A 24,154-nucleotide genomic window follows, 5' to 3' on the forward strand; every position below is an offset into this window, starting at 1 on the left:
AGCAGGTTAATTTCTGTATGATTCGCCGCCTTTGATGCAAATTGATTGCGTCAAACAATGACCATTACCCGAGAGTTTCAGGCTGTTGATGCAGCGTGAAAGGTGACGGGGAATAATTAACATCGCGTGGTGTCTGGCGTTAGGGCTGGAAGAGCGACGCGGCCTTAAACCGAGGTTTTCCCATGAAAAAAGATATTCACCCGAAATACGAAGAAATTACTGCAAACTGCTCTTGCGGTAACGTCATGAAAATCCGCTCTACCGTCGGTCACGATCTGAACCTGGACGTGTGCGGTCAGTGCCACCCGTTCTATACTGGCAAGCAGCGTGATGTTGCTACCGGTGGCCGTGTTGATCGCTTCAACAAGCGTTTCAGCATCCCAGGCAGCAAGTAAGTTTCAGCTGTCAGAAAAAAGCGCCTTATGGCGCTTTTTTTGTATCTGCGCCTGCAGACTGAAATTCGTATTGATGTATTGAATGATGTCTTTTATTTAATAAATAAAACAGCGTTTTTATTTTTACGATAAAATGTTTCAACTGGTGATCTGCGTCCTTTTTATCTTCTTGTTTTTGCCACTTATGCCAATCTTTGGCAAAATACCAAAGGTTTCTTCCTTCTTTCTAAAATACACTTTCGTGGAAATATAAAATTATTCTTATTCCTTCATCGTTTCTTCATTTATGGACGGAGCGAGATGGGCAATTTCCTAGATTTAGTGTGAAGAGGGATGGTCATGAAATTTAAATCCGCGTTATTACTGATTTCATTATTCTCTGCGGCCGCGCAAGCGGGTTATGTTGATTATCGACATGAATATTATGATGATGGTCGTAATTACGACCGTGTTTATATGTCGCATCGTTTTGCTACTGGTTTTGGTGTGGCAGTCGAGGCCATTTCACGTTCCGAAAATACGCAATCTAATGATGCGTGGAATAATATGGAAAGTAATGGCAACGAGTATACGGCGAGCTACCAGTTCACCTGGAATGACCTTGTCTGGCAGCCGGGTATTGCGATCGAAACGGGCGATAACATCGCGATTTATAAGCCTTATATTCGCGTGCAGTATAACATCAATGACAATTGGTGGACCGCGTTCCGCTATCGTCAGGAGTACATGCGCAGAAACACTGACGGCAAGGATGACCGCATGGTCTATCGTCCGGAAGCATGGCTCGGTTATAACATCAATGACTGGATGTTTGAGCTAAATGGCATTTATAAAATTGCCGATAGCGAAGATTTATATAACAACCGAAAAGACGATTACGAATATAACTTCCGTGTGGCGTATAAAATAGGCTCATGGGTTCCATTTGTTGAGGTGGGTAACGTTTCCTCGGGGTATAACACCACAACCACAGACGATCGTCAGACCCGCTATCGCGTTGGTCTCGGTTATAACTTCTGACCGTTAATACACTTCGTATCGATTTATTATGCTGAGCATCGGTATACGCATAGTTTGCGTGAATAATGTGTCTAAGGAGTTAACATCATGTCTAATGATGGAACAATGATCGGAAGCAATCAAAATATTGCTGTCAGGCCTTTCGGATTAAGAGATAAATTCGGTTATTTATGTGGTGACCTCGGAACCTGTTTTATTCTTGGACTGGTAAATAGTTTTTTAATGATTTATTACACCAACGTACTCGGTATTTCCGGTGTTATTGTTGGTTCACTCTATTTTGTGACCAAACTCTTTGATGCGTTTGTCGACGTTGGCGTAGGGCGCTTATGTGATACCTCTAAACTGACGGTACATGGGCGATTTAACCCCTGGGTGCGCCGCATGAAGTACCCGTTTTGCATCATTGCGGTCGTTCTGTTCCTGCCGTTTGTGCATGATTTTTCTTATACGGCGAAAATTATCTACATCTGCTGTTCCTATTTTATTTACGGTTCGCTGTTATCGACAGTGAGTATTCCGTATGGTGCCATGTCTGCGGCGATTAGCTCGAATCCGGAAGATCGCGTATCGCTGTCAACCTGGCGCAGCGTTGGGTCCGCCATCGGCGGCGGGACAACCGGCTTTTTTATTCCGATCCTGATGTACACCACTCTGGTGGACGGAAGCCAGGTGATCTCTGGACAGCATTTCTTCTGGATTGCCATTGGTTGTTCTGTGCTGGGGTTTATCTTTTTAACGTTGACCTGTCAGTTAACGACGGAACGCGTGCGGGTGGAAAGAAAAGAGAGCATGCCGGTTTCTGTGCTGCTGAAGGGGCTGATACGCAATAAAGCGCTAATTGTTTTAGTGGTTGTGGATCTGCTGATTGTGATTAATCAGGGGTTGTCTGGTACCAACATGACTTACCTGTTTAATGACTATTTCCATAACAAAGAGGCCATGTCCGTTGCATTGCTATTCACCTTTGGCTCTCTGGTTTTGCTGGCACCCTCGGCATCCTGGCTCACGAAGCGCTTTGGTAAGAAAGAAGCCAGCGTAGGCGCGCTGCTCTTTGCGGTAGCCATGTATGTGATTATGTACTTCACCCACATTACCGACGCGAAGGTTTATTTGGTTTTCCTGTTCCTGGCGACGCTGGGTGCCGGGTTATTCAACCTGATGATTTGGGCGTTTATGACCGATGTGTGTGATTATCACCAGTATGTCACCGGCGATCGTGAAGATGGGACCGTCTATGGCGTGAACTTCTTCGCCCGCAAGGTTGGCCAGGCGTGCGCTGGGGCTATTGGCGGCTTTATGCTGGCCATCATTGGTTATCAATCTTCGTCAACGGGCGGCGCTGTGCAAACCAGCATTGTGCAGGAAAACATCTATACGATGGCAAATCTGTTACCGGCTTTATGCCTGTTTTTGGCAGCAGTCATTCTGATTTATTTCTATCCATTGAACCGTAAAGAGACGCTCAAAATGGAAGAAACATTGAATAAGCTTAATGGTATCAGTAAGTAACGTAGTGAGAAGCGGCGGGAGTAATCCCGCCTTTTCTCATCTGTCTTGAAAAATCAGTATTCCCACGTTTCCGGGTTGATACCCAGTTCACGCATGATTACCTTTGCTTCTTCCGGGATTTCATCGCTGCGCTCTTTACGCAGGTCGTCATCGTTGGGTAATGGTTGCCCGGTAAAAGCATGCAGAAACGCTTCACACAGCAGTTCGCTGTTGGTGGCGTGACGCAGGTTGTTAACCTGACGACGCGTGCGTTCATCGGTAAGGATTTTTAACACCTTCAGAGGAATGGAAACCGTAATTTTTTTGACTTGCTCACTCTTCTTACCGTGCTCAGCGTATGGGCTGATATATTCGCCGCTCCATTCAGCCATGAGATACCTAATCCTCTTTGTCATTAATATTGAGGCCAGAACCTGAGCCCGGACCATAATTGCGCGTAGTTTATCGTAGTGGCGTGGCCCTGACACGAAGTAAGCCGACGCAGATGTACGCTAATGCATATAATTTTAACGGCTATTTCCGGTTTGCTCAATCTATACGCAAAGAAGTTTAGATGTCCAGATGTATTGACGGCTATCGTAACTATGATTACTCTGGTGTCTGACTTTTCACCGACTCAGCCAGGATCTCCTCAATATGACGCGTAAACAGGCCACCATCGCAGTGCGTAGCGGATTAAATGACGACGAACAGTACGGTTGCGTTGTCCCGCCGATCCACCTCTCCAGCACCTATAACTTTACCGGTTTTAATGAGCCTCGCGCCCATGACTATTCGCGTCGCGGTAACCCAACGCGTGATGTCGTTCAGCGTGCGCTGGCGGAACTGGAAGGTGGGGCGGGGGCAGTACTGACCAATACCGGCATGTCGGCGATTCATCTGGTGACTACGGTATTCCTCAAGCCTGGCGATCTGCTGGTCGCACCGCACGACTGCTACGGCGGAAGCTATCGTCTGTTTGACAGCCTGGCAAAGCGTGGCTGTTATCGCGTACTGTTTGTCGATCAAGGAGATGAGCAGGCGTTGCAGGCGGCACTGGCGGAAAAACCGAAGCTGGTGCTGGTAGAAAGCCCAAGCAACCCGCTGCTGCGCGTGGTGGATATCGCGAAAATCTGCCAGCTGGCGCGCGAGGCTGGTGCGGTCAGCGTGGTGGACAACACTTTTTTAAGCCCGGCACTGCAAAATCCACTGGCATTAGGCGCCGATCTGGTGTTGCATTCATGCACGAAATATTTAAACGGTCACTCCGACGTAGTGGCTGGTGTGGTGATAGCAAAAGATCCGGAAATGGTCACTGAACTGGCATGGTGGGCGAATAATATTGGTGTGACCGGCGGCGCGTTTGATAGTTATCTGCTGTTGCGCGGCCTGCGTACTCTGTCACCTCGTATGGAGGTGGCGCAACGTAATGCTCAGGCGATTGTGGATTATCTGCAAACTCAGCCGCTGGTGAAAAAATTGTATCACCCGTCATTGCCGGATAATCAGGGCCATGAGATTGCCGCGCGTCAGCAAAAAGGGTTTGGCGCGATGTTGAGTTTTGAGCTGGATGGCGATGAGCAAACGCTGCGTCGCTTCCTCGGCGGGTTGTCATTGTTTACGCTGGCGGAATCGTTAGGGGGCGTTGAAAGTCTGATCTCCCATGCCGCAACCATGACACACGCGGGAATGGCGCCAGAAGCGCGTGCTGCTGCCGGAATTTCGGAAACGCTGTTGCGTATCTCCACCGGTATTGAAGATGGCGAAGATTTAATTGCCGACCTGGAAAATGGCTTCCGGGCTGCAAACAAGGGGTAAACATGAGTGTGATTGCGCAGGCAGGGACGAAGGGTCGTCAACTGCACAAATTTGGTGGTAGTAGTCTGGCTGATGTGAAATGTTATCTGCGTGTTGCAGGCATTATGGCGGAGTACTCGCAGCCTGATGACATGATGGTTGTTTCAGCCGCAGGCAGTACCACTAACCAGTTGATTAGCTGGCTAAAATTAAGCCAGACCGATCGTCTGTCTGCGCATCAGGTTCAACAGGCGTTACGTCGCTATCAGAGTGAGCTTATCAGCGGTTTGTTACCTCCTGAGGTGGCGGATGGGCTGATCGGCGCGTTTATTCACGATCTGGAGCGTCTGGCCGGGTTACTCGACAGCGGCGTGAATGATGCCGTCTATGCTGAAGTCGTCGGGCATGGCGAGGTGTGGTCGGCGCGTTTGATGTCTGCCGTCCTTAACCAACAGGGGCTGGAGTCAGCCTGGCTGGATGCGCGCGATTTTTTACGTGCCGAGCGCGGCGCTCAGCCGCAGGTGGATGAAGGTCTTTCTTACCCATTGCTGCAGCAACTGCTGGCGCAGCATCCGGGCAAACGCCTGGTCGTTACCGGTTTCATTAGCCGCAGCAACGCCGGTGAGACGGTACTGCTGGGGCGTAACGGCTCCGACTACTCGGCGACGCAGGTTGGCGCGTTGGCGGGGGTTTCCCGCGTAACCATCTGGAGCGATGTCGCCGGGGTTTACAGCGCGGATCCGCGTAAAGTAAAAGATGCCTGTCTGCTGCCGCTGCTGCGTCTGGATGAAGCCAGCGAGCTGGCGCGTCTGGCGGCTCCGGTTCTCCATGCCCGCACCCTCCAGCCGGTTTCCGGCAGCGATATCGATCTCCAGTTGCGTTGTAGCTATACGCCGGAGCAGGGATCGACGCGTATTGAACGCGTGCTGGCTTCCGGTACCGGGGCACGTATTGTGACCAGCCATGACGACGTTTGCCTGATTGAGTTTCAGGTTCCCACTGGCCAGGACTTTAAACTGGCCTATAAAGAGATTGATCAGATTTTAAAACGCACCCAGGTGCGTCCGCTGGCAGTGGGTGTGCATCCTGACCGCCAGTTGCTGCAATTTTGCTATACCTCCGAAGTCGCTGATGGCGCACTGAAAATTCTGGATGAAGCTGGCCTGCCGGGCGAACTGCGTCTGCGCCAGGGGCTGGCGCTGGTGGCGATGGTTGGGGCGGGCGTCACCCGTAACCCGCTGCACTGCCATCGCTTTTGGCAACAGCTGAAAGGTCAGCCGGTCGAATTCACCTGGCAGTCGGAAGAGGGCATTAGCCTGGTCGCCGTCTTGCGTACCGGGCCAACGGAGAGCCTGATTCAGGGTCTGCACCAGTCAATCTTCCGCGCGGAAAAACGCATTGGTCTGGTGCTGTTCGGCAAAGGTAACATTGGGTCGCGTTGGCTGGAGCTGTTTGCCCGCGAGCAGAGCACGCTCTCGGCGCGTACCGGATTAGAGTTCGTGCTGGCAGGAGTGGTTGATAGCCGCCGTAGCCTGCTGAATTACGAAGGGCTGGATGCCAGCCGCGCGTTGGCCTTCTTCGATGACGAGGCGGTAGAACAGGATGAAGAGTCATTGTTCCTGTGGATGCGTGCCCACCCGTATGATGATTTAGTGGTGCTGGACGTCACTGCCAGCGAGCAGTTGGCGGAGCAGTATCTGGATTTCGCCAGTCATGGCTTCCACGTTATCAGCGCCAACAAGCTAGCGGGGGCGAGCAGCAGTAATAATTACCGCCAGATTCATGACGCCTTTGAAAAAACCGGTCGCCACTGGCTGTATAACGCCACCGTCGGCGCAGGCTTGCCGATCAACCATACAGTGCGCGATCTGATTGATAGCGGAGATACTATTCTGTCGATCAGCGGGATCTTCTCCGGCACGTTGTCGTGGTTGTTCCTGCAATTTGATGGCACGGTCCCGTTCACCGATCTGGTGGATCAGGCGTGGCAGCAGGGTTTGACTGAACCTGATCCGCGCGTGGATCTTTCCGGCAAAGATGTGATGCGCAAGCTGGTGATTCTGGCGCGTGAAGCGGGTTACGACATCGAACCGGACCAGGTGCGCGTAGAGTCGCTGGTGCCTGTGCACTGTGAAGCAGGTTCTATTGACCATTTCTTTGAAAATGGCGATGAGCTGAACGAGCAGATGGTGCAACGCCTGGAAGCGGCACGTGAAATGGGACTGGTGCTACGTTATGTGGCGCGTTTTGACGCTAACGGTAAGGCACGCGTTGGCGTTGAAGCGGTACGCCCTGAGCACCCGCTGGCGGCACTACTGCCGTGCGATAACGTCTTCGCCATTGAAAGCCGTTGGTATCGTGATAACCCGCTGGTCATTCGCGGACCGGGGGCGGGCCGCGATGTGACCGCCGGGGCGATTCAGTCTGATATCAACCGCCTGGCGCAACTGCTGTAGTTTTTGTTGCCGGATAACATGTGTAAACATCGCCCTCAATGAGGGCGTTGTATTTATCTGCCAGCGATCTTATCGCCTGAAACACCGAATGGGCAGAGTAACGGGTACTTTGCTCAAATTCCGTCTGTTGCCGCAACCAGGCGAGAAAACGATGGCTTGCCGCCAGGGTTATTGACGCGCTTTCTTCAACCCGCCCCTGCGTTAACAAACACACCATTTTACGCATATCGCCTCGTTGCCAGATTTGCCACTGATTTCGCCACCATCCCTGATACGTTTTACCCAGCAATTGCCAGGGCAGCGTGCGCTTATCGTTATTCATTTCTTCATCAATAAACCACAGCGAGGCGCGATGATGGCGAAACTGTTCCGCCCATGCGGTAATCGCTGCGCCGCGCAGGAAGCATTCGTGGGCAATAATATGGGTTTTTACCTCTGGCCACAGATGGCTCAGCAGGCGGAAATGCCCATGGGCAGTAATGACCGGGCGTAAAATCGCGCCGCTGGCATTCCGTTTGAGTATGGCGCTGCCGTACTGGATTTCATCAAACTGGCTGCGGCGTAAAAACTGGGTTTCCCGCTGACTCACTCGCTCAATGATATCGTCGTGAATGACTGTTGGCTCAGCACTGCCACGCCAGCGGTAAAGCAATGATATGCCGGCAGTGTGCGGCGTGAAGTTGCTGGAAATATGCAGAACATTGCCGCGAATAGCGTCAAAAGAGAGTAATACATAGAGTTGCTGGCCTGCACTAACGCCCTGAAAAGGGACGAGCAAGGGAATCGTCGCTATTTGTTCTGGCAAAACGATGCCGGTGGGAGGCGCCTGCTTTGGTGTCCACACTTTTTTGCAGTTTCGGCACTGGACGCGCTGGCTGCCCTGGGGATTATGCCCATAGCGGATGATTTCTCGTTGGTAGCAACATGGGCAAAACTGACCACGATTAGCGGCAAAATCCGCTAAATATGCCGACAACCAGCAACGGAACTGTTCCTCATCAAACAGCGGTGGAAGGCTGCCGCATGCCCGACAATGCAGTGCGGCATAACCCAGCCGATATTCTGGCCAGCTGTAATCAGCTGAGCTTGCCAGCCCCAGATTTTTGCAGCCAAAGGATTTGCAGCAATTGATAGTGAACAGTGACGTCATCCTGTTACCAACGATTTTTAATGGTCGTTGATTTTGGCCTGCAACTATCACCGATGGATGTGAGTTTTCTCACATAAAAAAACCTTTCAGAACGTAACGTAGCGAATCTTTATATGACTGAAAGGGATTGGTTATGAAGCTAAAAATGCTTGCTGTCGGTGTTCTGGTATCTTTGCCGCTCTGGGCAAGTGCCAAAGATGTCACGATTATTTATACCAACGATCTCCATGCCCATGTCGAACCTTATAAAGTGCCATGGATTGCCAATGGCACACGAGATATTGGCGGTTGGGCCAATATCTCGGCGATGGTGAAGCAGGAGAAAGCGAAAAATAGCGCCACCTGGTTTTTGGATGCTGGCGACTATTTCACCGGGCCATATATCAGCAGCCTGACCAAGGGGAAGGCGATTATCGATATCATGAACACCATGAATTTTGACGCTGTCACCATGGGTAATCATGAATTCGATCACGGTTGGGACAATACGCTGCTGCAACTGAGCCAGGCAAAGTTTCCGATCGTGCAGGGCAACATCTTTTACCAAAACAGCAGCAAAATGTTCTGGGATAAGCCTTACACCATTATTGAAAAAGATGGCGTGAAGATTGGCGTGATTGGCCTGCACGGCGTGTTTGCTTTTGATGATACGGTTTCCGCTGCGACACGTGTCGGGATCGAGGCGCGGGATGAAGTGAAGTGGTTGCAACGCTATATCGATGAGCTGAAAGGCAAAGTCGATCTCACCGTGGCGCTGATCCATGAAGGCACGCCAGCGCGTCAGTCCAGTCTGGGGGGCACCGATGTACGCCGTGCGCTGGATAAAGACATCCAGACCGCAGGCCAGGTGCAGGGGTTGGACATCCTGATCACCGGTCATGCGCATGTGGGCACGCCGGAGCCGATTAAAGTAGGTAACACCCTGATTCTGTCTACCGACAGCGGCGGCATTGATGTGGGTAAACTGGTGCTGGATTACCAGCAAAAACCGCATCAATTTACCGTGAAGAACTTCGAGCTGAAAACCATTTTTGCTGATGAGTGGCAGCCAGACCCGCAGACGAAACAGGTCATTGATGGCTGGAATAAAAAGCTCGATAAAGTGGTGCAGCAGACGGTTGCCAACGCGCCGGTTGAGCTGACGCGTGCTTACGGTGAATCTTCTTCGCTGGGAAATCTGGCGGCAGATGCGTTGCTGGTTGCGGCGGGTAAAGATACCCAGTTAGCGCTCACTAACTCAGGCGGCATTCGGAATGAAATCCCTGCTGGAGTCATCACCATGGGCGCAGTCATTAGCACCTTCCCGTTCCCGAATGAGCTGGCAACCATGGATCTCACCGGGAAGCAGTTACGTAGTCTGATGGAGCACGGCGCGAGTTTAACCAACGGTGTATTGCAGGTGTCCAAAGGACTGGAGATGAAGTATGACAGCAGTAAACCGGTTGGTCAGCGGGTTAGCGTATTGACGTTAAACGGCAAACCCATTGAGGATGCCACGGTTTATCACATTGCCACCAATAGCTTTCTGGCGGACGGCGGTGATGGTTTCACGACATTTACTGAAGGTAAAGCGCGTAACACATCCGGCGGTTACTATGTCTCTAATGCGGTCGTGGATTATTTCAAAGCGGGAAATACGCTGACGGATGAACAACTCAAAGGCATGCGTGTGGAAGATGTAAAACCGTAGTGAGGTCAGGCCAGCAGATATTCCGCTGGCCTTTGTTTTAACCTCTGTGGGAGGCAAACACCTCTTTTGCGGCGAACAGGCCGTTTAGTGCTGCCGGGAATCCCGCATAAACAGCCATCTGCATCATCACTTCAATAATCTCTTCCTGTGTTAAGCCAACGTGCAGCGCGGCGGCGATGTGTACCTTAAGCTGCGGTGCGGCGTTACCCATGGCGGTGAGCGCGGCGACGGTGGCAATTTCTCTACTGCGTAAATCCAGCCCCGGCCTTGAATAGATGTCGCCAAAAGGAAATTCAATCAGGTATTGGGCGAAGTCTGGCGCAATATCCTGCAGACTTTCGACTACCGCATCTCCGCCTTTTCCATCAACCTGTTGCAGCATTCTCTGACCGGTTAAATAGCGTTCTGAATCCATGATAATCACCTCGTGAGTTCGTGTACGGCATGAGGATAGAGCGCGCAGAATGATTGGGGTAATACCGTTTCCGTGATACCTTTTCGGTATGACAACATCGCCTTTGCACTCTCTGGATATCCGCCTCCTACGCTATTTTTCCGTGGTGGCGGAAGAGAACAACATGAGTCGAGCGGCGCTGCGTTTATTTATGTCGCAGCCGCCGCTGAGTCGCCACATTCGCCAGCTTGAAGAGCGCCTGGGGGTGACGCTTTTTGTCCGTCATACCCGTGGACTTACGCTGACGGAGGACGGCCAGCGCGTACTTGAAATCGTGCGCCCGCTATTGGCGCTACAGGATAAAACCTGGGCGGCGTTGAGTCAGATAGCGAAAACGGGAGAGCAATCTCTGCGCTTAGGGCTAAGTACAGCGTTTGAGCAGGGTGTTTTTGCGGCGCTTGAGTCGCAGCTTGCTACGCGTGTACAGAAGCTACATATTGTCCGTCATGGTTCGCCTGAACTGGCGCGTCAGGTGCGTCGGGGAAAACTGGATGCAGCGCTGGTGGCGCTACCGCTTGAGAATTCGGGTCTTAGCGTCACGCCGCTCGGCTGGCAAGAATCGATGATCGCCGCCTTACCCGCGCTCTGGCCAGAGGCGGCTCTGCCTTCGCTCTCGTTAACGTCGCTGAACCACCGACCGCTGTTCTGGTTCAAACGTGAACGTAACCCTGCTTTTTTTGATTACACTCGACACATTTTTCGTCGTGCTGGTTACTCTCCTGCACTTATTGAGGAGCCAATGGAACATGACGTGCTGCTGGCACGGATCGCGCAGGGTGACGGTCTGAGCCTGGTTCCGGCCTCCTTTTCCGCTATCCAGCGTCAGGGTGTGATCTTCCTTCCGCTTACTGATACAGAATTGCGGCTTAGCATGGGGTTAGCGACGCTGCCTGAGAACGTAATAAAAGTAGAGTGGCTACAGACGGTCGTGACGCAATCCCTCACCATTTCAAGCTGATGTGAATTTTTTTCACGTTGGCTGAGTATTCCTCACCTTTAACGATGATTTTTGTGTTGACGCCAGCATGCTTTTCCGTCATTTTTACATCTAGACGTCTAAACGTATAGCAGTTCACAACACAACATATAACGACAAAAGATTGATGAGGTAAGGTATGAGCTTTTTTCACGCCAACCAGCGGGAAGCCCTGAATCAGAGCCTGGCAGAAGTGCAGGGTCAGATTAACGTTTCGTTTGAGTTTTTCCCGCCGCGCACCAGTGAAATGGAGCAAACCCTGTGGAACTCCATCGATCGCCTGAGCAGCCTGAAGCCGAAGTTTGTATCAGTCACTTACGGTGCAAACTCTGGTGAGCGCGACCGTACGCACAGCATTATTAAAGGCATTAAGGATCGCACAGGTCTTGAAGCGGTCCCGCACCTGACATGCATTGATGCGACCCGTGATGAGCTGCGTACCATTGCTCAGGACTACTGGCATAACGGTATTCGTCATATTGTTGCCCTGCGCGGCGACCTGCCGCCGGGAAGCGGTAAACCGGATATGTATGCTTCCGACCTGGTGACTCTGCTGAAAGACGTTGCAGACTTCGATATCTCCGTTGCGGCTTACCCGGAAGTGCACCCGGAAGCGAAAAGCGCTCAGGCGGATTTGCTGAACCTGAAGCGTAAGGTTGATGCCGGTGCAAACCGCGCGATCACCCAGTTTTTCTTCGATGTAGAAAGCTATCTGCGCTTTCGCGATCGCTGCGTGTCTGCGGGAATCGATGTGGAAATTATTCCGGGCATCCTGCCGGTATCTAACTTTAAGCAGGCGAAAAAATTTGCTGACATGACCAACGTCCGCATTCCTGCGTGGATGTCGACCATGTTTGATGGTCTTGATGATGACGCGGAAACCCGCAAGTTGGTAGGCGCGAATATCGCCATGGATATGGTGAAAATTCTCAGTCGCGAAGGGGTGAAGGATTTTCACTTCTATACCCTCAATCGTGCCGAGATGAGCTACGCTATTTGTCACACACTGGGTGTAAGACCTAACTAAACAGATGCCCCAGCCCTCTACGGAGGGCTTTTTGTTGATCATTTTGATCTACATCTCTGTAACTTAAAATATAAAAGGAATTAGCTATCGAATCTGTGGGTTATTTCGACTATATCTTATCTCTGGTGGTGTATATCGTAGTCAGAACACTGTAAAGGGAGCATATAGATGAGCATGTCCGACGATAGCCAAAACGCATCAACTGCCGGTAAGTGTCCTTTTCATCAAGGCGGTCACGATCAGAGCGCGGGAGCAGGAACGAATAACCGCGACTGGTGGCCAAATCAACTCCGCGTTGATCTTTTAAACCAACATTCCAACCGTTCGAACCCGCTGGGTGAGGACTTCGACTACCGCAAAGAGTTTAGTAAACTCGACTATTCTGCCCTGAAAGGGGATCTCAGAGCCCTTCTGTCCGAATCTCAACCATGGTGGCCCGCTGACTGGGGAACCTATGCCGGATTGTTTATCCGCATGGCATGGCACGGCGCGGGAACCTATCGCTCTATCGATGGACGCGGTGGAGCGGGTCGCGGACAGCAGCGTTTTGCACCACTGAACTCCTGGCCGGACAACGTCAGCCTTGATAAAGCGCGTCGTCTGCTGTGGCCAATCAAGCAGAAATATGGTCAGAAAATTTCCTGGGCCGACCTGTTTATCCTCGCGGGTAACGTGGCGCTGGAAAACTCAGGTTTCCGTACCTTTGGCTTTGGTGCCGGTCGTGAAGATGTCTGGGAACCGGATCTCGACGTAAACTGGGGTGATGAAAAAGCCTGGCTGACTCACCGTCACCCGGAAGAGCTGGCAAAAGCGCCGCTGGGCGCCACCGAAATGGGCCTTATTTATGTGAACCCGGAAGGGCCGGACCATAGCGGCGAACCGCTTTCTGCGGCAGCGGCTATTCGCGCGACCTTCGGTAACATGGGGATGAACGACGAAGAAACCGTGGCGCTGATTGGCGGCGGTCATACGTTGGGCAAAACCCACGGCGCAGCAGCGGCATCGCACGTTGGCGCCGATCCAGAATCCGCACCGATTGAAGCGCAGGGCCTGGGCTGGGCCAGCAGCTACGGTAGTGGCGCGGGCGCGGATGCAATTACTTCTGGTCTGGAAGTGGTGTGGACGCAGACGCCTACCCAATGGAGCAACTATTTCTTCGAGAACCTGTTCAAATATGAGTGGGTGCAGACTCGCAGTCCGGCAGGCGCGATTCAGTTTGAAGCGGTTGACGCGCCAGAAATTATTCCCGATCCGTTTGATCCGTCGAAAAAACGCAAGCCGACGATGCTGGTTACCGACCTGACGCTGCGTTTCGATCCTGAGTTCGAGAAGATCTCTCGCCGTTTCCTGAACGATCCGCAAGCGTTCAACGAAGCGTTTGCCCGTGCGTGGTTTAAACTGACGCACCGCGATATGGGGCCAAAATCGCGTTACATTGGCCCGGAAGTGCCAAAAGAAGATCTGATCTGGCAAGACCCGCTGCCGCATGCGTTCTTCAACCCAAGCGAAGAAGATATCCTGAAGCTGAAGGCGACCATCGCTGCTTCCGGACTGTCCGTGGGCGAACTGGTATCGGTAGCGTGGGCTTCGGCATCGACTTTCCGTGGCGGGGATAAACGTGGCGGCGCTAACGGTGCGCGTCTGGCGCTGGACCCACAACGCGGCTGGGATGTGAATGCCACCGCGGCACGCGTTCTGCCTGTGCTGGAAGGTATTTATAAGTCTGCCCATACTGCCTCGTTGGCCGATATTATCGTGCTGGCCGGTGTTGTCGGTATCGAGCAGGCGGCTAGCGCTGCGGGCGTCAGCATCAAGGTACCTTTTGCGCCGGGTCGTGTGGATGCGCGTCAGGATCAAACGGATATTGAGATGTTTGAACTGCTTGAGCCGATTGCCGATGGTTTCCGTAACTACCGCGCTCGTCCTGACGTGTCGACCACCGAGTCGCTGCTGATCGACAAAGCGCAGCAGTTGACGCTAACCGCACCGGAAATGACCGTGCTGGTGGGCGGTATGCGCGTACTGGGCACCAACTTTGATGGTAGCCAGCACGGCGTCTTTACCGATCGCCCTGGCGTACTCAGCACTGACTTCTTCGTCAATCTGCTGGATATGCGTCATGAGTGGAAGGCGGTTGATGAGTCACAAGAGCTGTTTGAAGGCCGTGACCGTTCGAGCGGCGAAGTAAAATACACCGCAACTCGCGCCGATCTGGTGTTTGGTTCTAACTCTGTACTGCGCGCAGTGGCTGAAGTTTATGCCTGCAGCGATGCTCACGAGAAGTTCGTGAGAGATTTCGTTGCCGCATGGGTGAAAGTGATGAACCTGGATCGTTTCGATCTGCTGTAACAGACCATGCCGGATGTCGCTTGCGCGGGTCCGGCATAGTATGAACAAAAAATCCCCGCAATTGCGGGGATTTTTATTGGTCGGTTATTCCCACTCTTGCAGGTAACGTTGACCGTACTGGTCAGCCACCAGCAGGGCGGCATATACCTGGTCCGGCGTTGCGCCGCCAGGCATGTTGTGGATGGTTTCGCCTTCGGCACAGGCAGCTTCAGCCACAATGCGCATTTTCGCCGGAATATCCTGTTTGATGTCCAGTTGCGCCAGGGTAATCGGCAGGCCAACGGAATGACACAGCGCGGCAACAGTTTCAATTTCATCGATCGGCGCGTTTTCCAGTACCAGTTGCGTCAGCGTGCCGAAAGCCACTTTCTCGCCGTGGTAATAGTGATGCGCATCCGGGATTGCTGTCAGACCGTTATGGATGGCGTGCGCCGCTGCCAGACCGCCGCTTTCAAAACCGACGCCGCTCAGATAGGTGTTGGCTTCAATAACGCGCTCCAGCGCAGGCGTTACCACGTGCTGCTCGGCAGCCAGCATAGCTTTTTCACCTTCTTCTATCAGCGTATTAAAGCACAGCTCAGCCAGCGCCAGCGCCGCCTGAGTGCACTGACCGCCCGCCATGGTGGTTGCGCCGCTGCGTGAACAGGCGCGCGCTTCGAACCAGGTCGCCAACGCATCGCCGATGCCCGCGGCTAACAGACGCGCCGGTGCGCCCGCGACAATTTTGGTATCAACAATGACCCTGTCCGGGTTATTGGGCAGCAGCAAATAGCGATCGAATTCACCGGCATCGGTGTAAATAACGGACAGCGCGCTGCACGGTGCATCGGTAGAGGCGATGGTTGGCGCAATGGCGACAGGCACGCCCATAAAGTGCGCCAGCGCTTTGGCGGTATCCAGCGTTTTACCGCCGCCAATACCAAGTACTGCGCCACATTGCGCTTTTTCTGCCACGCCGCGCAGACGGTCGATTTCGTTTTGTGAACACTCGCCGCCAAACGGTGCAATCTCCAGCGCCAGTCCGGCATCCTGGAAGCTTTTTTCCAGTGCGCCCTGGGCAAAGCCTAAGACAAACTTGTCCCCAACGACCAGCCAGCGCTCTGCCAGTGGTTTGAGGTAGTTGCCAAGACGGGTAATAACATCGGCACCCTGGATGTACTTACCAGGTGATTGAATAATGCGATCCATACTTTATTTCCCTCACAGGTTGATGTGACCAAATGTATTGTTCCAGTCATGTTCAAACTTCTCTATTGCTGACTCTACCGCAGGGGTATTGAGCATTTGTTGCGCTACGTCTAATGGCAGGGTGATTGCTTCGCATCCTGCCAGTAAGCAATCCAGCGCCTGACGAGGGGTTTTAAAGCTGGCTGCCAGTACCATGCTGTTGGGCGCATGCAGTTCCAGTAACGTTTGCAGTTCTTGTACCGTGCGAATTCCGTCGCCGCCCTGCGCGTCAATACGGTTAACGTAAGGCGCGATATATTTCGCCCCCGCCAGCGCTGCCAGCAGCCCCTGAGAGGCACTGTACACGGCGGTTCCCAGCGTGGTGATACCCTCTTTTTTCAGCATCTTGATCGCGGCCAGACCTTCGGATGTCACCGGGATTTTTACCACCAGACCGGGGACCGCGTTGCTCAGACGTTTGGCTTCCTCCACCATGCCTTGTGCGTTGCGGCTCATGGTTTGGGCAAACAGAATGCCCTCTTCGCCAATGGCGTTTTGCAGGCGCGGCAGCACATCCCAGATGGATTCTTTGTTTGCTGCCACAATGCTTGGGTTGGTGGTGACACCCGCGATTGGGAAGATGCGTGCCAGACGTTCGACTTCCGCGACGTTGGCGGTATCAAGGTAAAGTTCCATACAAAAACACCCTCTTTAAAGTTCAAGTTCATGTTGCAGCAGGCTGGCGATAGCGTCGGCAGAGGCGGCGTTAACCAGCGCGTTACGGAATTCTTCATGCATAATGCGCCGTGCCAGACGCGAGAAAATACGCATATGCTGGTCGCCAGCGGCGTGTTTGTTGAGCGTCAGCATAATAATGAATTGCGCATCATCATCACCCCAACGTACCGGCGCTTGCAGGCGCGCTACGCTGATAGTGGACTGCTCAATATGTTCTGATTTGCTGTGTGGAATGGCGAAGCTAAAACCTAATCCGGTAGAGAAGACCGCTTCGCGCGCCCACAGATCGGCTTCCAGTTTACGCGGATAGCGGCAACGACCTGCCAGCAGGAGGTTGTCGGTCATCCCTTTGATGACCTCCTCTTTACTACGCCAGTCGCTATCCAGCGTGATGCACTCGGCGGTAACCAGAGGGGTATCCTGTTGAGTCATGCGGAACTGAGCCAGCAGATGTTCGACCTCCAGCGACGTTCGACACGCCATTGCTTGATTCAGCAACTGACGGCAGGCGCGGCTGTCAAGTTGCGCCATCCGCGCTTTGGCGGCGGGAATGGAGGGAGCGCTCATGCTGATCTCGTCCAGACCCAGTCCCACAAGCAGCGGTAGCACTGAACCTTTAGCGCCAAGTTCGCCGCACAGGCCAATCCATTTTCCCTGACGATGTACCGCCTGTACGGCGTAATCCAGTGCGCGCAAGAAGGCTGGATTCAGGCTGTTGTAATGGCGGGTAACTTTGGCGTTGTCGCGGTCGACCGCCAGCAGATATTGCGTCAGGTCATTACTGCCAATACTAAAGAAATCAATTTCTTCGCAGCATTGATCGATGATGAACATCACTGACGGAACCTCCAGCATGATACCGAGCGGGATCTTCTCATCAAACGGGATGTGTTCAGTACGCAGTTGATGTTTAGCTTCGGCCAGCTTCTCTTTGACCCACAGGATCTCTTCCATAGAGGAGATCATTGGGATCATGATTTTCAGGCAACCGTGCGCTGATGCGCGCAGGATCGATCGCAGTTGTGTGGTAAACAAAGCGGCGTATTCTTCATAGATACGCACCGCGCGATAACCAAGGAACGGGTTGGCTTCGGCAGGAATATTCAGGTAATCAACGGGTTTATCACCACCGATATCCATGGTGCGCACAATGATGCTGCGTCCCTGCGCGGGCTCCAGCGCCTGGCAGAAAATGTTGTATAGCTCGTTCTCATCCGGGGCGCAGGTACGGTCCATATACAGCATTTCCGTGCGAAACAGGCCAACCGCTTCCGCACCGTTGCCAAAGGCTGCTTGCGCTTCCACGGAATGGGCGATGTTGGCGGCGACTTCCATGCGGATGCCATCACCCGTGCGCGCCTCCTGGGTCAGCCAGATACGTTGTTGTTCTCGAATGGCATCCTGGATACGGGCTTCCTGCTGGTAGTAACGTACGACGGATTCATCAGGGGCAACAATGACCGCTCCTGCGTTACCATCGATATAAACCGTTTGCTGCAGCCATGGCATCAAGGATTCAATATCCACGCCAACCAGCGTAGGAATGTTGAATGACCGGGCGAGAATCACCGTGTGTGAAGTGGTACCGCCGCTTTTTAACAGCAAGCCTTTCAGCAATGTTTTGTCCAGTTCGAGGAACTGGCTCGGTGTGAGCTCGTCCGCCATACAGACCGTAGGCTGGGTTAGTTTTCCCGGCGCAGGGAAACGCTGCTCTCCATAAATTTGCTGCAGAAGCTGGAAGCAGACATCGCGCACATCCAGCGCACGTTCCTGTAAATAACTGCTGCTGGAGCGGGCGAATTCATCACAAAAATGTCCGGCACTTTCGACAATCGCCTGGGCGCAGCTTAACCCGCGAGATACTCCAGCGAGCAGGTGCTGACGCAGTGAGAGGTCGCTTGCCAGCGAGCGGTGTGCTTCCAGAATCGCACTGGTTGCGCCGTCGCTGTCGAGTAACCGAAACGCAATATTCTTCATCAGCAGCGTTAAGCCGTTATCCAGTGCCGCCTGCTCGGTTTCAATATCTTTAGCGGATGGGAGATTGTTAAGGGCGTTGAGATCCAGCGAAGAGAGCAGACTAAGTACGCCTCCCGCACTGCCGCTGCAGACGGTGCGAGCGCGAAAAAGCTGTGGGTTTAGATTGGTGAGGGATGCAGGAAGTGGCTCCAGCTCGTTGCTTTTGGCTTCCGCTAGCGGTGCATCGCAGTGTGGAAATTCATTACGTAACCATTGGGTTAAATGCTGGTGGGCTGCCTGTTCATCTGCACCGGAAATCAGCAACTGGCAGCTATCACCCGCCAGAGTATCGGTGCCAATCAGTGCCAATGCGCTCTTGGCGTTACCCCTACGTTCGGTACGCAGGTTGTGCCACTCAATGTGCGAAGTAAAGGTGTTGCACTGCGTTTCTATGTGACTTGCCGGGCGCGCATGTACGCCATTGGGCAGCTCACAGGTAAATTCCACAATCAGGGCCATAGCCTCATCTCCCATAACGATTTCTCGCTACAGGATAAAAGGGCAACGCCTGAACCTGCCATCTGACAAATCTGCCAAAAACTGGATAAATGTAATGTAACCATCAAAGTGAGATATCCCTCACAAGTCAGCATGTCCTCTATAAATTCCGAGAAACTACAAGTTATGAGGCGGATCGCATTTTTGCGCTGACATTACAAAAGTCCAGCAAATGGCCTTTTTATCCACTGTTTGCGCCGCGTCGGATTGCCTATTGTTTTCCGCAACAAGTTTATGGATATGGGCTTTAGGCAGCCTGGGAGCGACTTATGAAAGAGTTGGTACAAATCCTGAAAAATACCCGTCAGCACCTGATGACAGGTGTTTCGCATATGATCCCCTTCGTAGTCGCGGGTGGAATTTTGCTGGCGGTCTCCGTCATGTTGTATGGCAAGGGCGCGGTACCGGATGCGGCGACCGATCCTAATCTCAAGAAACTGTTTGATATTGGCGTCGCAGGGCTGACGTTGATGGTGCCATTCCTTGCCGCTTACATTGGTTATTCCATTGCTGAACGTTCTGCTCTCGCCCCTTGTGCGATTGGCGCATGGGTGGGAAACAGCTTCGGCGCAGGTTTTTTCGGCGCGCTAATTGCCGGGATTATTGGCGGTATCGTCGTCCATTATCTGAAGAAGATCCCCGTACATAAGGTGTTGCGATCGGTAATGCCTATCTTCGTTATTCCTATTGTCGGCACCTTTATCACCGCAGGCATCATGATGTGGGGCCTGGGAGAACCCGTTGGCGCGTTAACCACTAGCCTGACCGAGTGGCTGCAGGGTATGCAGCAGGGCAGCATCGTGCTGCTGGCGGTAATTATGGGACTGATGTTGGCCTTCGATATGGGTGGGCCGATTAACAAAGTTGCCTACGCCTTCATGCTGATTTGCGTGGCGCAGGGTGTTTATACCGTGGTGGCAATCGCCGCGGTAGGGATCTGCGTGCCGCCGCTGGGCTTAGGTTTGGCGACGCTGATTGGTCGTAAGAATTTCTCTTCTGAAGAACGTGAAGCCGGTAAAGCCGCGCTGGTGATGGGCTGCGTTGGCGTAACGGAAGGCGCAATTCCTTTTGCTGCCGCCGATCCGCTGCGCGTTATCCCATCCATTATGGTGGGTTCGGCCTGCGGCACGGTAACCGCCGCGCTGTTTGGTGCGCAGTGTTATGCCGGCTGGGGCGGGCTGATTGTTCTGCCGGTCGTGGAAGGAAAATTGGGTTATATCGCGGCGGTTGCCGTAGGGGCTGTAGTGACCGCAGTGTGCGTTAACGTACTGAAAAGTCTGGCGCGGAAAAAAGTGTCTCAGGTCGACCAGAAAGAAGACGACCTGGATTTAGATTTTGAAATGAATTAAGTGAGGAATGAGTCATGACCAAGATTATCGCAGTAACTGCATGTCCTTCTGGCGTTGCCCACACCTATATGGCCGCCGAAGCGCTGGAAAGCGCCGCTAAAGCCAAGGGGTGGGAAGTAAAGGTTGAGACTCAGGGGTCGATCGGTCTGGAAAACGAACTGACCGCGGCGGATGTGGCAGAAGCCGACATGGTGATTCTGACCAAAGACATTGGTATTAAGTTTGAAGAGCGTTTTGCGGGCAAAACTATCGTTCGTGTCAACATCAGCGATGCAGTGAAACGTGCCGACGCCATCATGAACAAGATTGGCGCACACCTTGCGCAAACCGCATAACGGTTTGTTTGCCGGAGGGGGGGGGCGACTTATCCGGCCTACTGATACGTAGGCCAGATAACCACAGCGCCATCTGGCATCAGTTTTTCTACAGGAGTTCCTCATGACTAACCGTATCCAACGTTTAAAAAACGCTCTGTTTCAGAATAACCGCGAAATTTCGCTTGAGCGTGCGCTGCTATATACCGCCAGCCACCAGCAGACGGAGGGAGAGCCGGTTATTCTGCGGCGGGCGAAAGCCACCGCATATATTCTTGAGCACGTTGAAATATCGATTCGTGATGAGGAACTGATAGCCGGGAACCGTACCGTTAAACCGCGGGCGGGCATAATGTCACCGGAAATGGATCCTTACTGGCTGCTCAACGAGCTGGAGCAGTTTCCAACCCGTCCGCAGGACCGTTTTGACATCAGCGAAGAGGATAAACATCTCTATCGCGATGTGCTGTATCCGTACTGGGAAAAGCGGTCGATGAAAGATTTCATCAACGGTCAGATGACCGATGAGGTAAAAGCCGCTGTCCGTACGCAGATTTTTAGCGTTAACCAGACGGATAAAGGTCAGGGGCATATCATTATTGATTATCCACGCCTGTTGAATCTCGGGCTTGGCGAACTGGTAGCGCAGATGCGGGCGCATTGTCTGCAGCAGCCGGATAACCACTTTTATCAGGCTGCTCTGTTGCTGCTTGAGGCTTCGCAAAGCCACATTCTGCGTTACGCCCTGCTGGCAGAACAAATGGCGGAAAACTGCCCGGATGCGCAGCGACGTCAGGAATTGCTGACGATTGCGGAAAACTCCCGGCATAACGCCCAGCATAAGCCGCAAACCTTCTGGCAAGCATGTCAGCTGTTCTGGTACATGAACATTATTTTGCAATATGAGTCCAACGCCAGTTCGCTCTCACTCGGACGCTTCGACCAGTATATGCTGCCGTTTTATCAGACCTCGCTGACGCAGGGGGAAGATCCTGCACTCTTAAAAGAAATCCTCGAATCGCTATGGGTGAAATGCAATGACATTGTACTGCTGCGATCCACAAGCAGCGCGCGCTATTTCGCTGGCTTCCCAACGGGTTACACCGCACTGCTTGGGGGATTAACGGAGAATGGTCGTAGTGCGGTAAACGTACTGTCGTTTCTCTGTCTTGATGCTTATCAGAGCGTACAACTGCCGCAACCAAATCTCGGTGTGCGCACGAACGCGTTGATCGATACGCCGTTCCTGATGAAAACGGCACAGACCATTCGCCTCGGGACCGGCATCCCGCAAATCTTTAATGATGAAGTGGTGGTGCCCGCATTTCTTAACCGTGGCGTCTCGCTGGAAGATGCGCGAGATTACGCGGTAGTCGGCTGTGTCGAGCTGTCTATTCCTGGCAGAACATACGGTTTGCACGACATCGCCATGTTTAATCTGCTGAAAGTAATGGAAATCTGCCTGCATGAGAACGAAGGCAATCGCGCGCTGACGTACGAAGACCTGTTGAAGCATATTCGTGCCAAAATCAGCCACTACATTACGTTGATGGTCGAAGGCAGTAATATCTGCGATATCGGTCATCGCGACTGGGCGCCGGTGCCGCTGCTCTCCTCGTTTATTAGCGATTGCCTGGATAAAGGGTGTGATATTACCGACGGCGGCGCGCGTTATAACTTCTCCGGCGTACAGGGGATCGGTATTGCGAACCTGAGCGATTCGCTGCATGCGCTCAATGGACTGGTATTTGAACAACAGCGCTTAACTTTTGACGAACTTTTGTCGGTGCTAAAAGACAACTTTGCTACCCCGGAAGGCGAGAAAATTCGCGCCCGGCTGATTAACCGCTTCGAAAAATACGGCAACGATATTGATGATGTAGATAACATCAGCGCCGAACTGCTGCGTCATTACTGCAAAGAGGTAGAGAAATACCAGAATCCACGCGGCGGGCAATTTACACCGGGTTCATATACTGTCTCTGCGCACGTGCCGCTGGGTTCGGTCGTCGGAGCGACACCAGATGGTCGCTTCGCCGGGGAACAGTTGGCGGACGGGGGGCTGTCGCCGATGCTGGGGCAGGATATGCAAGGGCCGACGGCGGTATTGAAATCGGTCAGCAAGCTGGATAACACATTGCTTTCCAATGGGACTTTGCTGAACGTGAAGTTTACGCCAGCCACACTGGAAGGTGAGGCTGGTTTACGCAAGCTGGCGGATTTTCTGCGGGCATTTACCCAGCTCAAGCTCCAGCACATCCAGTTTAATGTGGTGAATGCCGACACATTGCGAGAAGCGCAGCAGCGCCCACAAGATTTCGCCGGGCTGGTGGTGCGCGTGGCGGGTTACAGCGCCTTCTTTGTCGAGCTGTCGAAGGAGATCCAGGATGACATCATTCGCCGCACCGCGCATCAGCTGTGAGGTTATTGACCCACGTGGCGAGGACGTCGCGCGTATATTTAATATTCAGCGTTACTCACTGAATGATGGACAAGGTATTCGTACGGTAGTCTTTTTTAAAGGTTGTCCGCATACCTGCCCGTGGTGCGCCAACCCTGAATCTCTCTCCCCACGTATTGAAACAGTACGGCGGGAGAGTAAATGCCTGCACTGTACACCCTGCCTACGTGATGCTGATGAGTGTCCCTCCGGTGCGTTTGAACGTATCGGTCGTGATATCTCGCTGGACGAGCTGGAACGTGAAGTGATGAAAGATGATATTTTCTTTCGCACCTCTGGCGGGGGGGTGACGCTTTCCGGTGGTGAAGTGCTGATGCAAGCGCCCTTTGCCGTACGATTCCTGCAACGTCTGCGGCGCTGGGATGTTCGCTGCGCGATTGAAACGGCTGGCGATGCGCCAGCCAGTCGTTTGTTATCGCTGGCAAGAGAGTGCGATGAGGTGCTGTTTGACCTCAAAATTATGGATGTCCATTTGGCGCGTGAGACCATTAATATGAACCTGCCGCGCGTGCTGGCGAATTTACGACTAATGGTCGCTGAAGGGGTTAATATCATACCTCGCCTGCCGCTGATTCCGGGCTTTACGATGAATGTAGAGAACACGCAGCAGGCGTTGACGCTGTTGTCATCATTAGGCATAAAGCAGGTACACCTGCTACCGTTTCATCAATATGGCGAACCGAAATACAACCTGCTCGGATTACCCTGGTCGATGAAAGAAGTGCCCGTCCCGTCGGCGCAAGAGATAGGTTTTATACGTAAGATGGCAGAATGCGCCGGATTTCAGGTAACAGTAGGAGGATAGT

Annotated in this window: 19 protein-coding genes; 13 read left to right on the forward strand and 6 right to left on the reverse strand. The window is 52.8% G+C overall.

Annotation, left to right across the window (positions count from 1 at the left end):
• The first annotated feature begins 182 nt into the window (after positions 1 to 182).
• From rpmE to BZK42_RS20000, 3 genes are all read left to right on the forward strand, one after another.
• Complete coding sequence (gene rpmE / locus BZK42_RS19990; protein ID WP_008787040.1) at positions 183 to 395, forward strand: 50S ribosomal protein L31; 213 nt, start codon at positions 183 to 185, stop codon at positions 393 to 395.
• 339 nt (positions 396 to 734) lie between these two features.
• Positions 735 to 1,415 (forward strand): oligogalacturonate-specific porin KdgM family protein, encoded by a 681-nt coding sequence (locus tag BZK42_RS19995; RefSeq protein ID WP_046276401.1) that lies wholly within the window; start codon positions 735 to 737, stop codon positions 1,413 to 1,415.
• 87 nt (positions 1,416 to 1,502) lie between these two features.
• On the forward strand, positions 1,503 to 2,927 hold the full coding sequence (locus tag BZK42_RS20000) for an MFS transporter (protein ID WP_053388904.1): 1,425 nt from the start codon (positions 1,503 to 1,505) through the stop codon (positions 2,925 to 2,927).
• 53 nt (positions 2,928 to 2,980) lie between these two features.
• On the opposite strand, the gene metJ is transcribed toward BZK42_RS20000, so the two are convergent.
• On the reverse strand, positions 2,981 to 3,298 hold the full coding sequence (metJ, locus tag BZK42_RS20005) for a met regulon transcriptional regulator MetJ (protein WP_003825168.1): 318 nt from the start codon (positions 3,296 to 3,298) through the stop codon (positions 2,981 to 2,983).
• Positions 3,299 to 3,563: 265 nt separating this feature from the next.
• Between metJ and metB the strand changes: the two genes are divergently transcribed.
• Positions 3,564 to 4,724: a cystathionine gamma-synthase gene (gene metB, locus BZK42_RS20010; RefSeq protein ID WP_016155267.1), complete on the forward strand. Its 1,161-nt coding sequence runs from the start codon at positions 3,564 to 3,566 to the stop codon at positions 4,722 to 4,724.
• Between the two features lie 2 nt (positions 4,725 to 4,726).
• The gene (gene metL / locus BZK42_RS20015; protein WP_080859906.1) at positions 4,727 to 7,159 is read left to right on the forward strand and encodes a bifunctional aspartate kinase/homoserine dehydrogenase II; all 2,433 of its coding nucleotides are present in this window, start codon (positions 4,727 to 4,729) and stop codon (positions 7,157 to 7,159) included.
• Here metL and BZK42_RS20020 read toward each other — a convergent pair.
• Positions 7,134 to 8,309, reverse strand: coding sequence for a cytoplasmic protein (locus BZK42_RS20020; protein WP_080859908.1), 1,176 nt, complete (start codon positions 8,307 to 8,309; stop codon positions 7,134 to 7,136). The two genes, metL and BZK42_RS20020, sit on opposite strands and share 26 nt — an antisense overlap.
• A 133-nt stretch (positions 8,310 to 8,442) precedes the next feature.
• Here BZK42_RS20020 and BZK42_RS20025 point away from each other — a divergent pair, with 133 nt between their 5' ends.
• Positions 8,443 to 9,999, forward strand: coding sequence for a bifunctional metallophosphatase/5'-nucleotidase (locus BZK42_RS20025; protein WP_080859910.1), 1,557 nt, complete (start codon positions 8,443 to 8,445; stop codon positions 9,997 to 9,999).
• A gap of 37 nt (positions 10,000 to 10,036) precedes the next feature.
• Here the strand turns inward: BZK42_RS20025 and BZK42_RS20030 are convergent, their stop codons facing one another.
• The gene (locus BZK42_RS20030; protein WP_016157923.1) at positions 10,037 to 10,414 is read right to left on the reverse strand and encodes a carboxymuconolactone decarboxylase family protein; all 378 of its coding nucleotides are present in this window, start codon (positions 10,412 to 10,414) and stop codon (positions 10,037 to 10,039) included.
• An 88-nt stretch (positions 10,415 to 10,502) separates the two neighbouring features.
• On the opposite strand from BZK42_RS20030, the gene BZK42_RS20035 reads away from it, so the two are divergent.
• The 3 genes from BZK42_RS20035 to katG all read left to right on the forward strand — a co-directional run bounded on the left by BZK42_RS20035 (position 10,503) and on the right by katG (position 14,805).
• Positions 10,503 to 11,411 (forward strand): LysR family transcriptional regulator, encoded by a 909-nt coding sequence (locus BZK42_RS20035; RefSeq protein ID WP_080859912.1) that lies wholly within the window; start codon positions 10,503 to 10,505, stop codon positions 11,409 to 11,411.
• Between the two features lie 157 nt (positions 11,412 to 11,568).
• Positions 11,569 to 12,456 carry a methylenetetrahydrofolate reductase gene (gene metF / locus BZK42_RS20040; protein ID WP_016155273.1) on the forward strand — a complete coding sequence of 296 codons (888 nt, stop codon included), beginning with the start codon at positions 11,569 to 11,571 and terminating at the stop codon, positions 12,454 to 12,456.
• 168 nt (positions 12,457 to 12,624) lie between these two features.
• Positions 12,625 to 14,805, forward strand: coding sequence for a catalase/peroxidase HPI (gene katG / locus BZK42_RS20045; RefSeq protein WP_016155274.1), 2,181 nt, complete (start codon positions 12,625 to 12,627; stop codon positions 14,803 to 14,805).
• Between the two features lie 84 nt (positions 14,806 to 14,889).
• Here katG and gldA read toward each other — a convergent pair whose 3' ends face one another.
• Genes gldA through ptsP form a run of 3 tightly spaced genes read right to left on the reverse strand, consistent with a single transcriptional unit; the run spans position 14,890 to position 19,185 of the window.
• Positions 14,890 to 15,993, reverse strand: coding sequence for a bifunctional L-1,2-propanediol dehydrogenase/glycerol dehydrogenase (gene gldA / locus BZK42_RS28410; protein WP_049040568.1), 1,104 nt, complete (start codon positions 15,991 to 15,993; stop codon positions 14,890 to 14,892).
• A 12-nt stretch (positions 15,994 to 16,005) separates the two neighbouring features.
• Positions 16,006 to 16,668, reverse strand: coding sequence for a fructose-6-phosphate aldolase (fsa, locus tag BZK42_RS28415; RefSeq protein ID WP_016157926.1), 663 nt, complete (start codon positions 16,666 to 16,668; stop codon positions 16,006 to 16,008).
• 15 nt (positions 16,669 to 16,683) lie between these two features.
• On the reverse strand, positions 16,684 to 19,185 hold the full coding sequence (gene ptsP, locus BZK42_RS20055) for a phosphoenolpyruvate--protein phosphotransferase (RefSeq protein ID WP_080859922.1): 2,502 nt from the start codon (positions 19,183 to 19,185) through the stop codon (positions 16,684 to 16,686).
• A 308-nt stretch (positions 19,186 to 19,493) separates the two neighbouring features.
• On the opposite strand from ptsP, the gene BZK42_RS20060 reads away from it, so the two are divergent.
• The 4 genes from BZK42_RS20060 (at position 19,494) to BZK42_RS20075 (ending at position 24,153) form a co-directional block, all read left to right on the forward strand.
• On the forward strand, positions 19,494 to 20,573 hold the full coding sequence (locus BZK42_RS20060; RefSeq protein WP_003825153.1) for a PTS fructose transporter subunit EIIC: 1,080 nt from the start codon (positions 19,494 to 19,496) through the stop codon (positions 20,571 to 20,573).
• A gap of 14 nt (positions 20,574 to 20,587) precedes the next feature.
• Positions 20,588 to 20,908 (forward strand): PTS fructose-like transporter subunit IIB, encoded by a 321-nt coding sequence (locus tag BZK42_RS20065; protein WP_016155279.1) that lies wholly within the window; start codon positions 20,588 to 20,590, stop codon positions 20,906 to 20,908.
• 103 nt (positions 20,909 to 21,011) lie between these two features.
• Positions 21,012 to 23,309, forward strand: a complete 2,298-nt coding sequence (locus BZK42_RS20070; protein ID WP_016157928.1) for a formate C-acetyltransferase — start codon at positions 21,012 to 21,014, stop codon at positions 23,307 to 23,309.
• Positions 23,275 to 24,153 (forward strand): [formate-C-acetyltransferase]-activating enzyme, encoded by an 879-nt coding sequence (locus BZK42_RS20075; protein ID WP_075848799.1) that lies wholly within the window; start codon positions 23,275 to 23,277, stop codon positions 24,151 to 24,153. The genes BZK42_RS20070 and BZK42_RS20075 overlap by 35 nt, the downstream gene beginning before the upstream one ends.
• The last annotated feature ends 1 nt before the right edge of the window (position 24,154 follow it).

The organism is Citrobacter braakii (assembly GCF_002075345.1).
Taxonomy (GTDB): Bacteria; Pseudomonadota; Gammaproteobacteria; order Enterobacterales; family Enterobacteriaceae; genus Citrobacter; species Citrobacter braakii.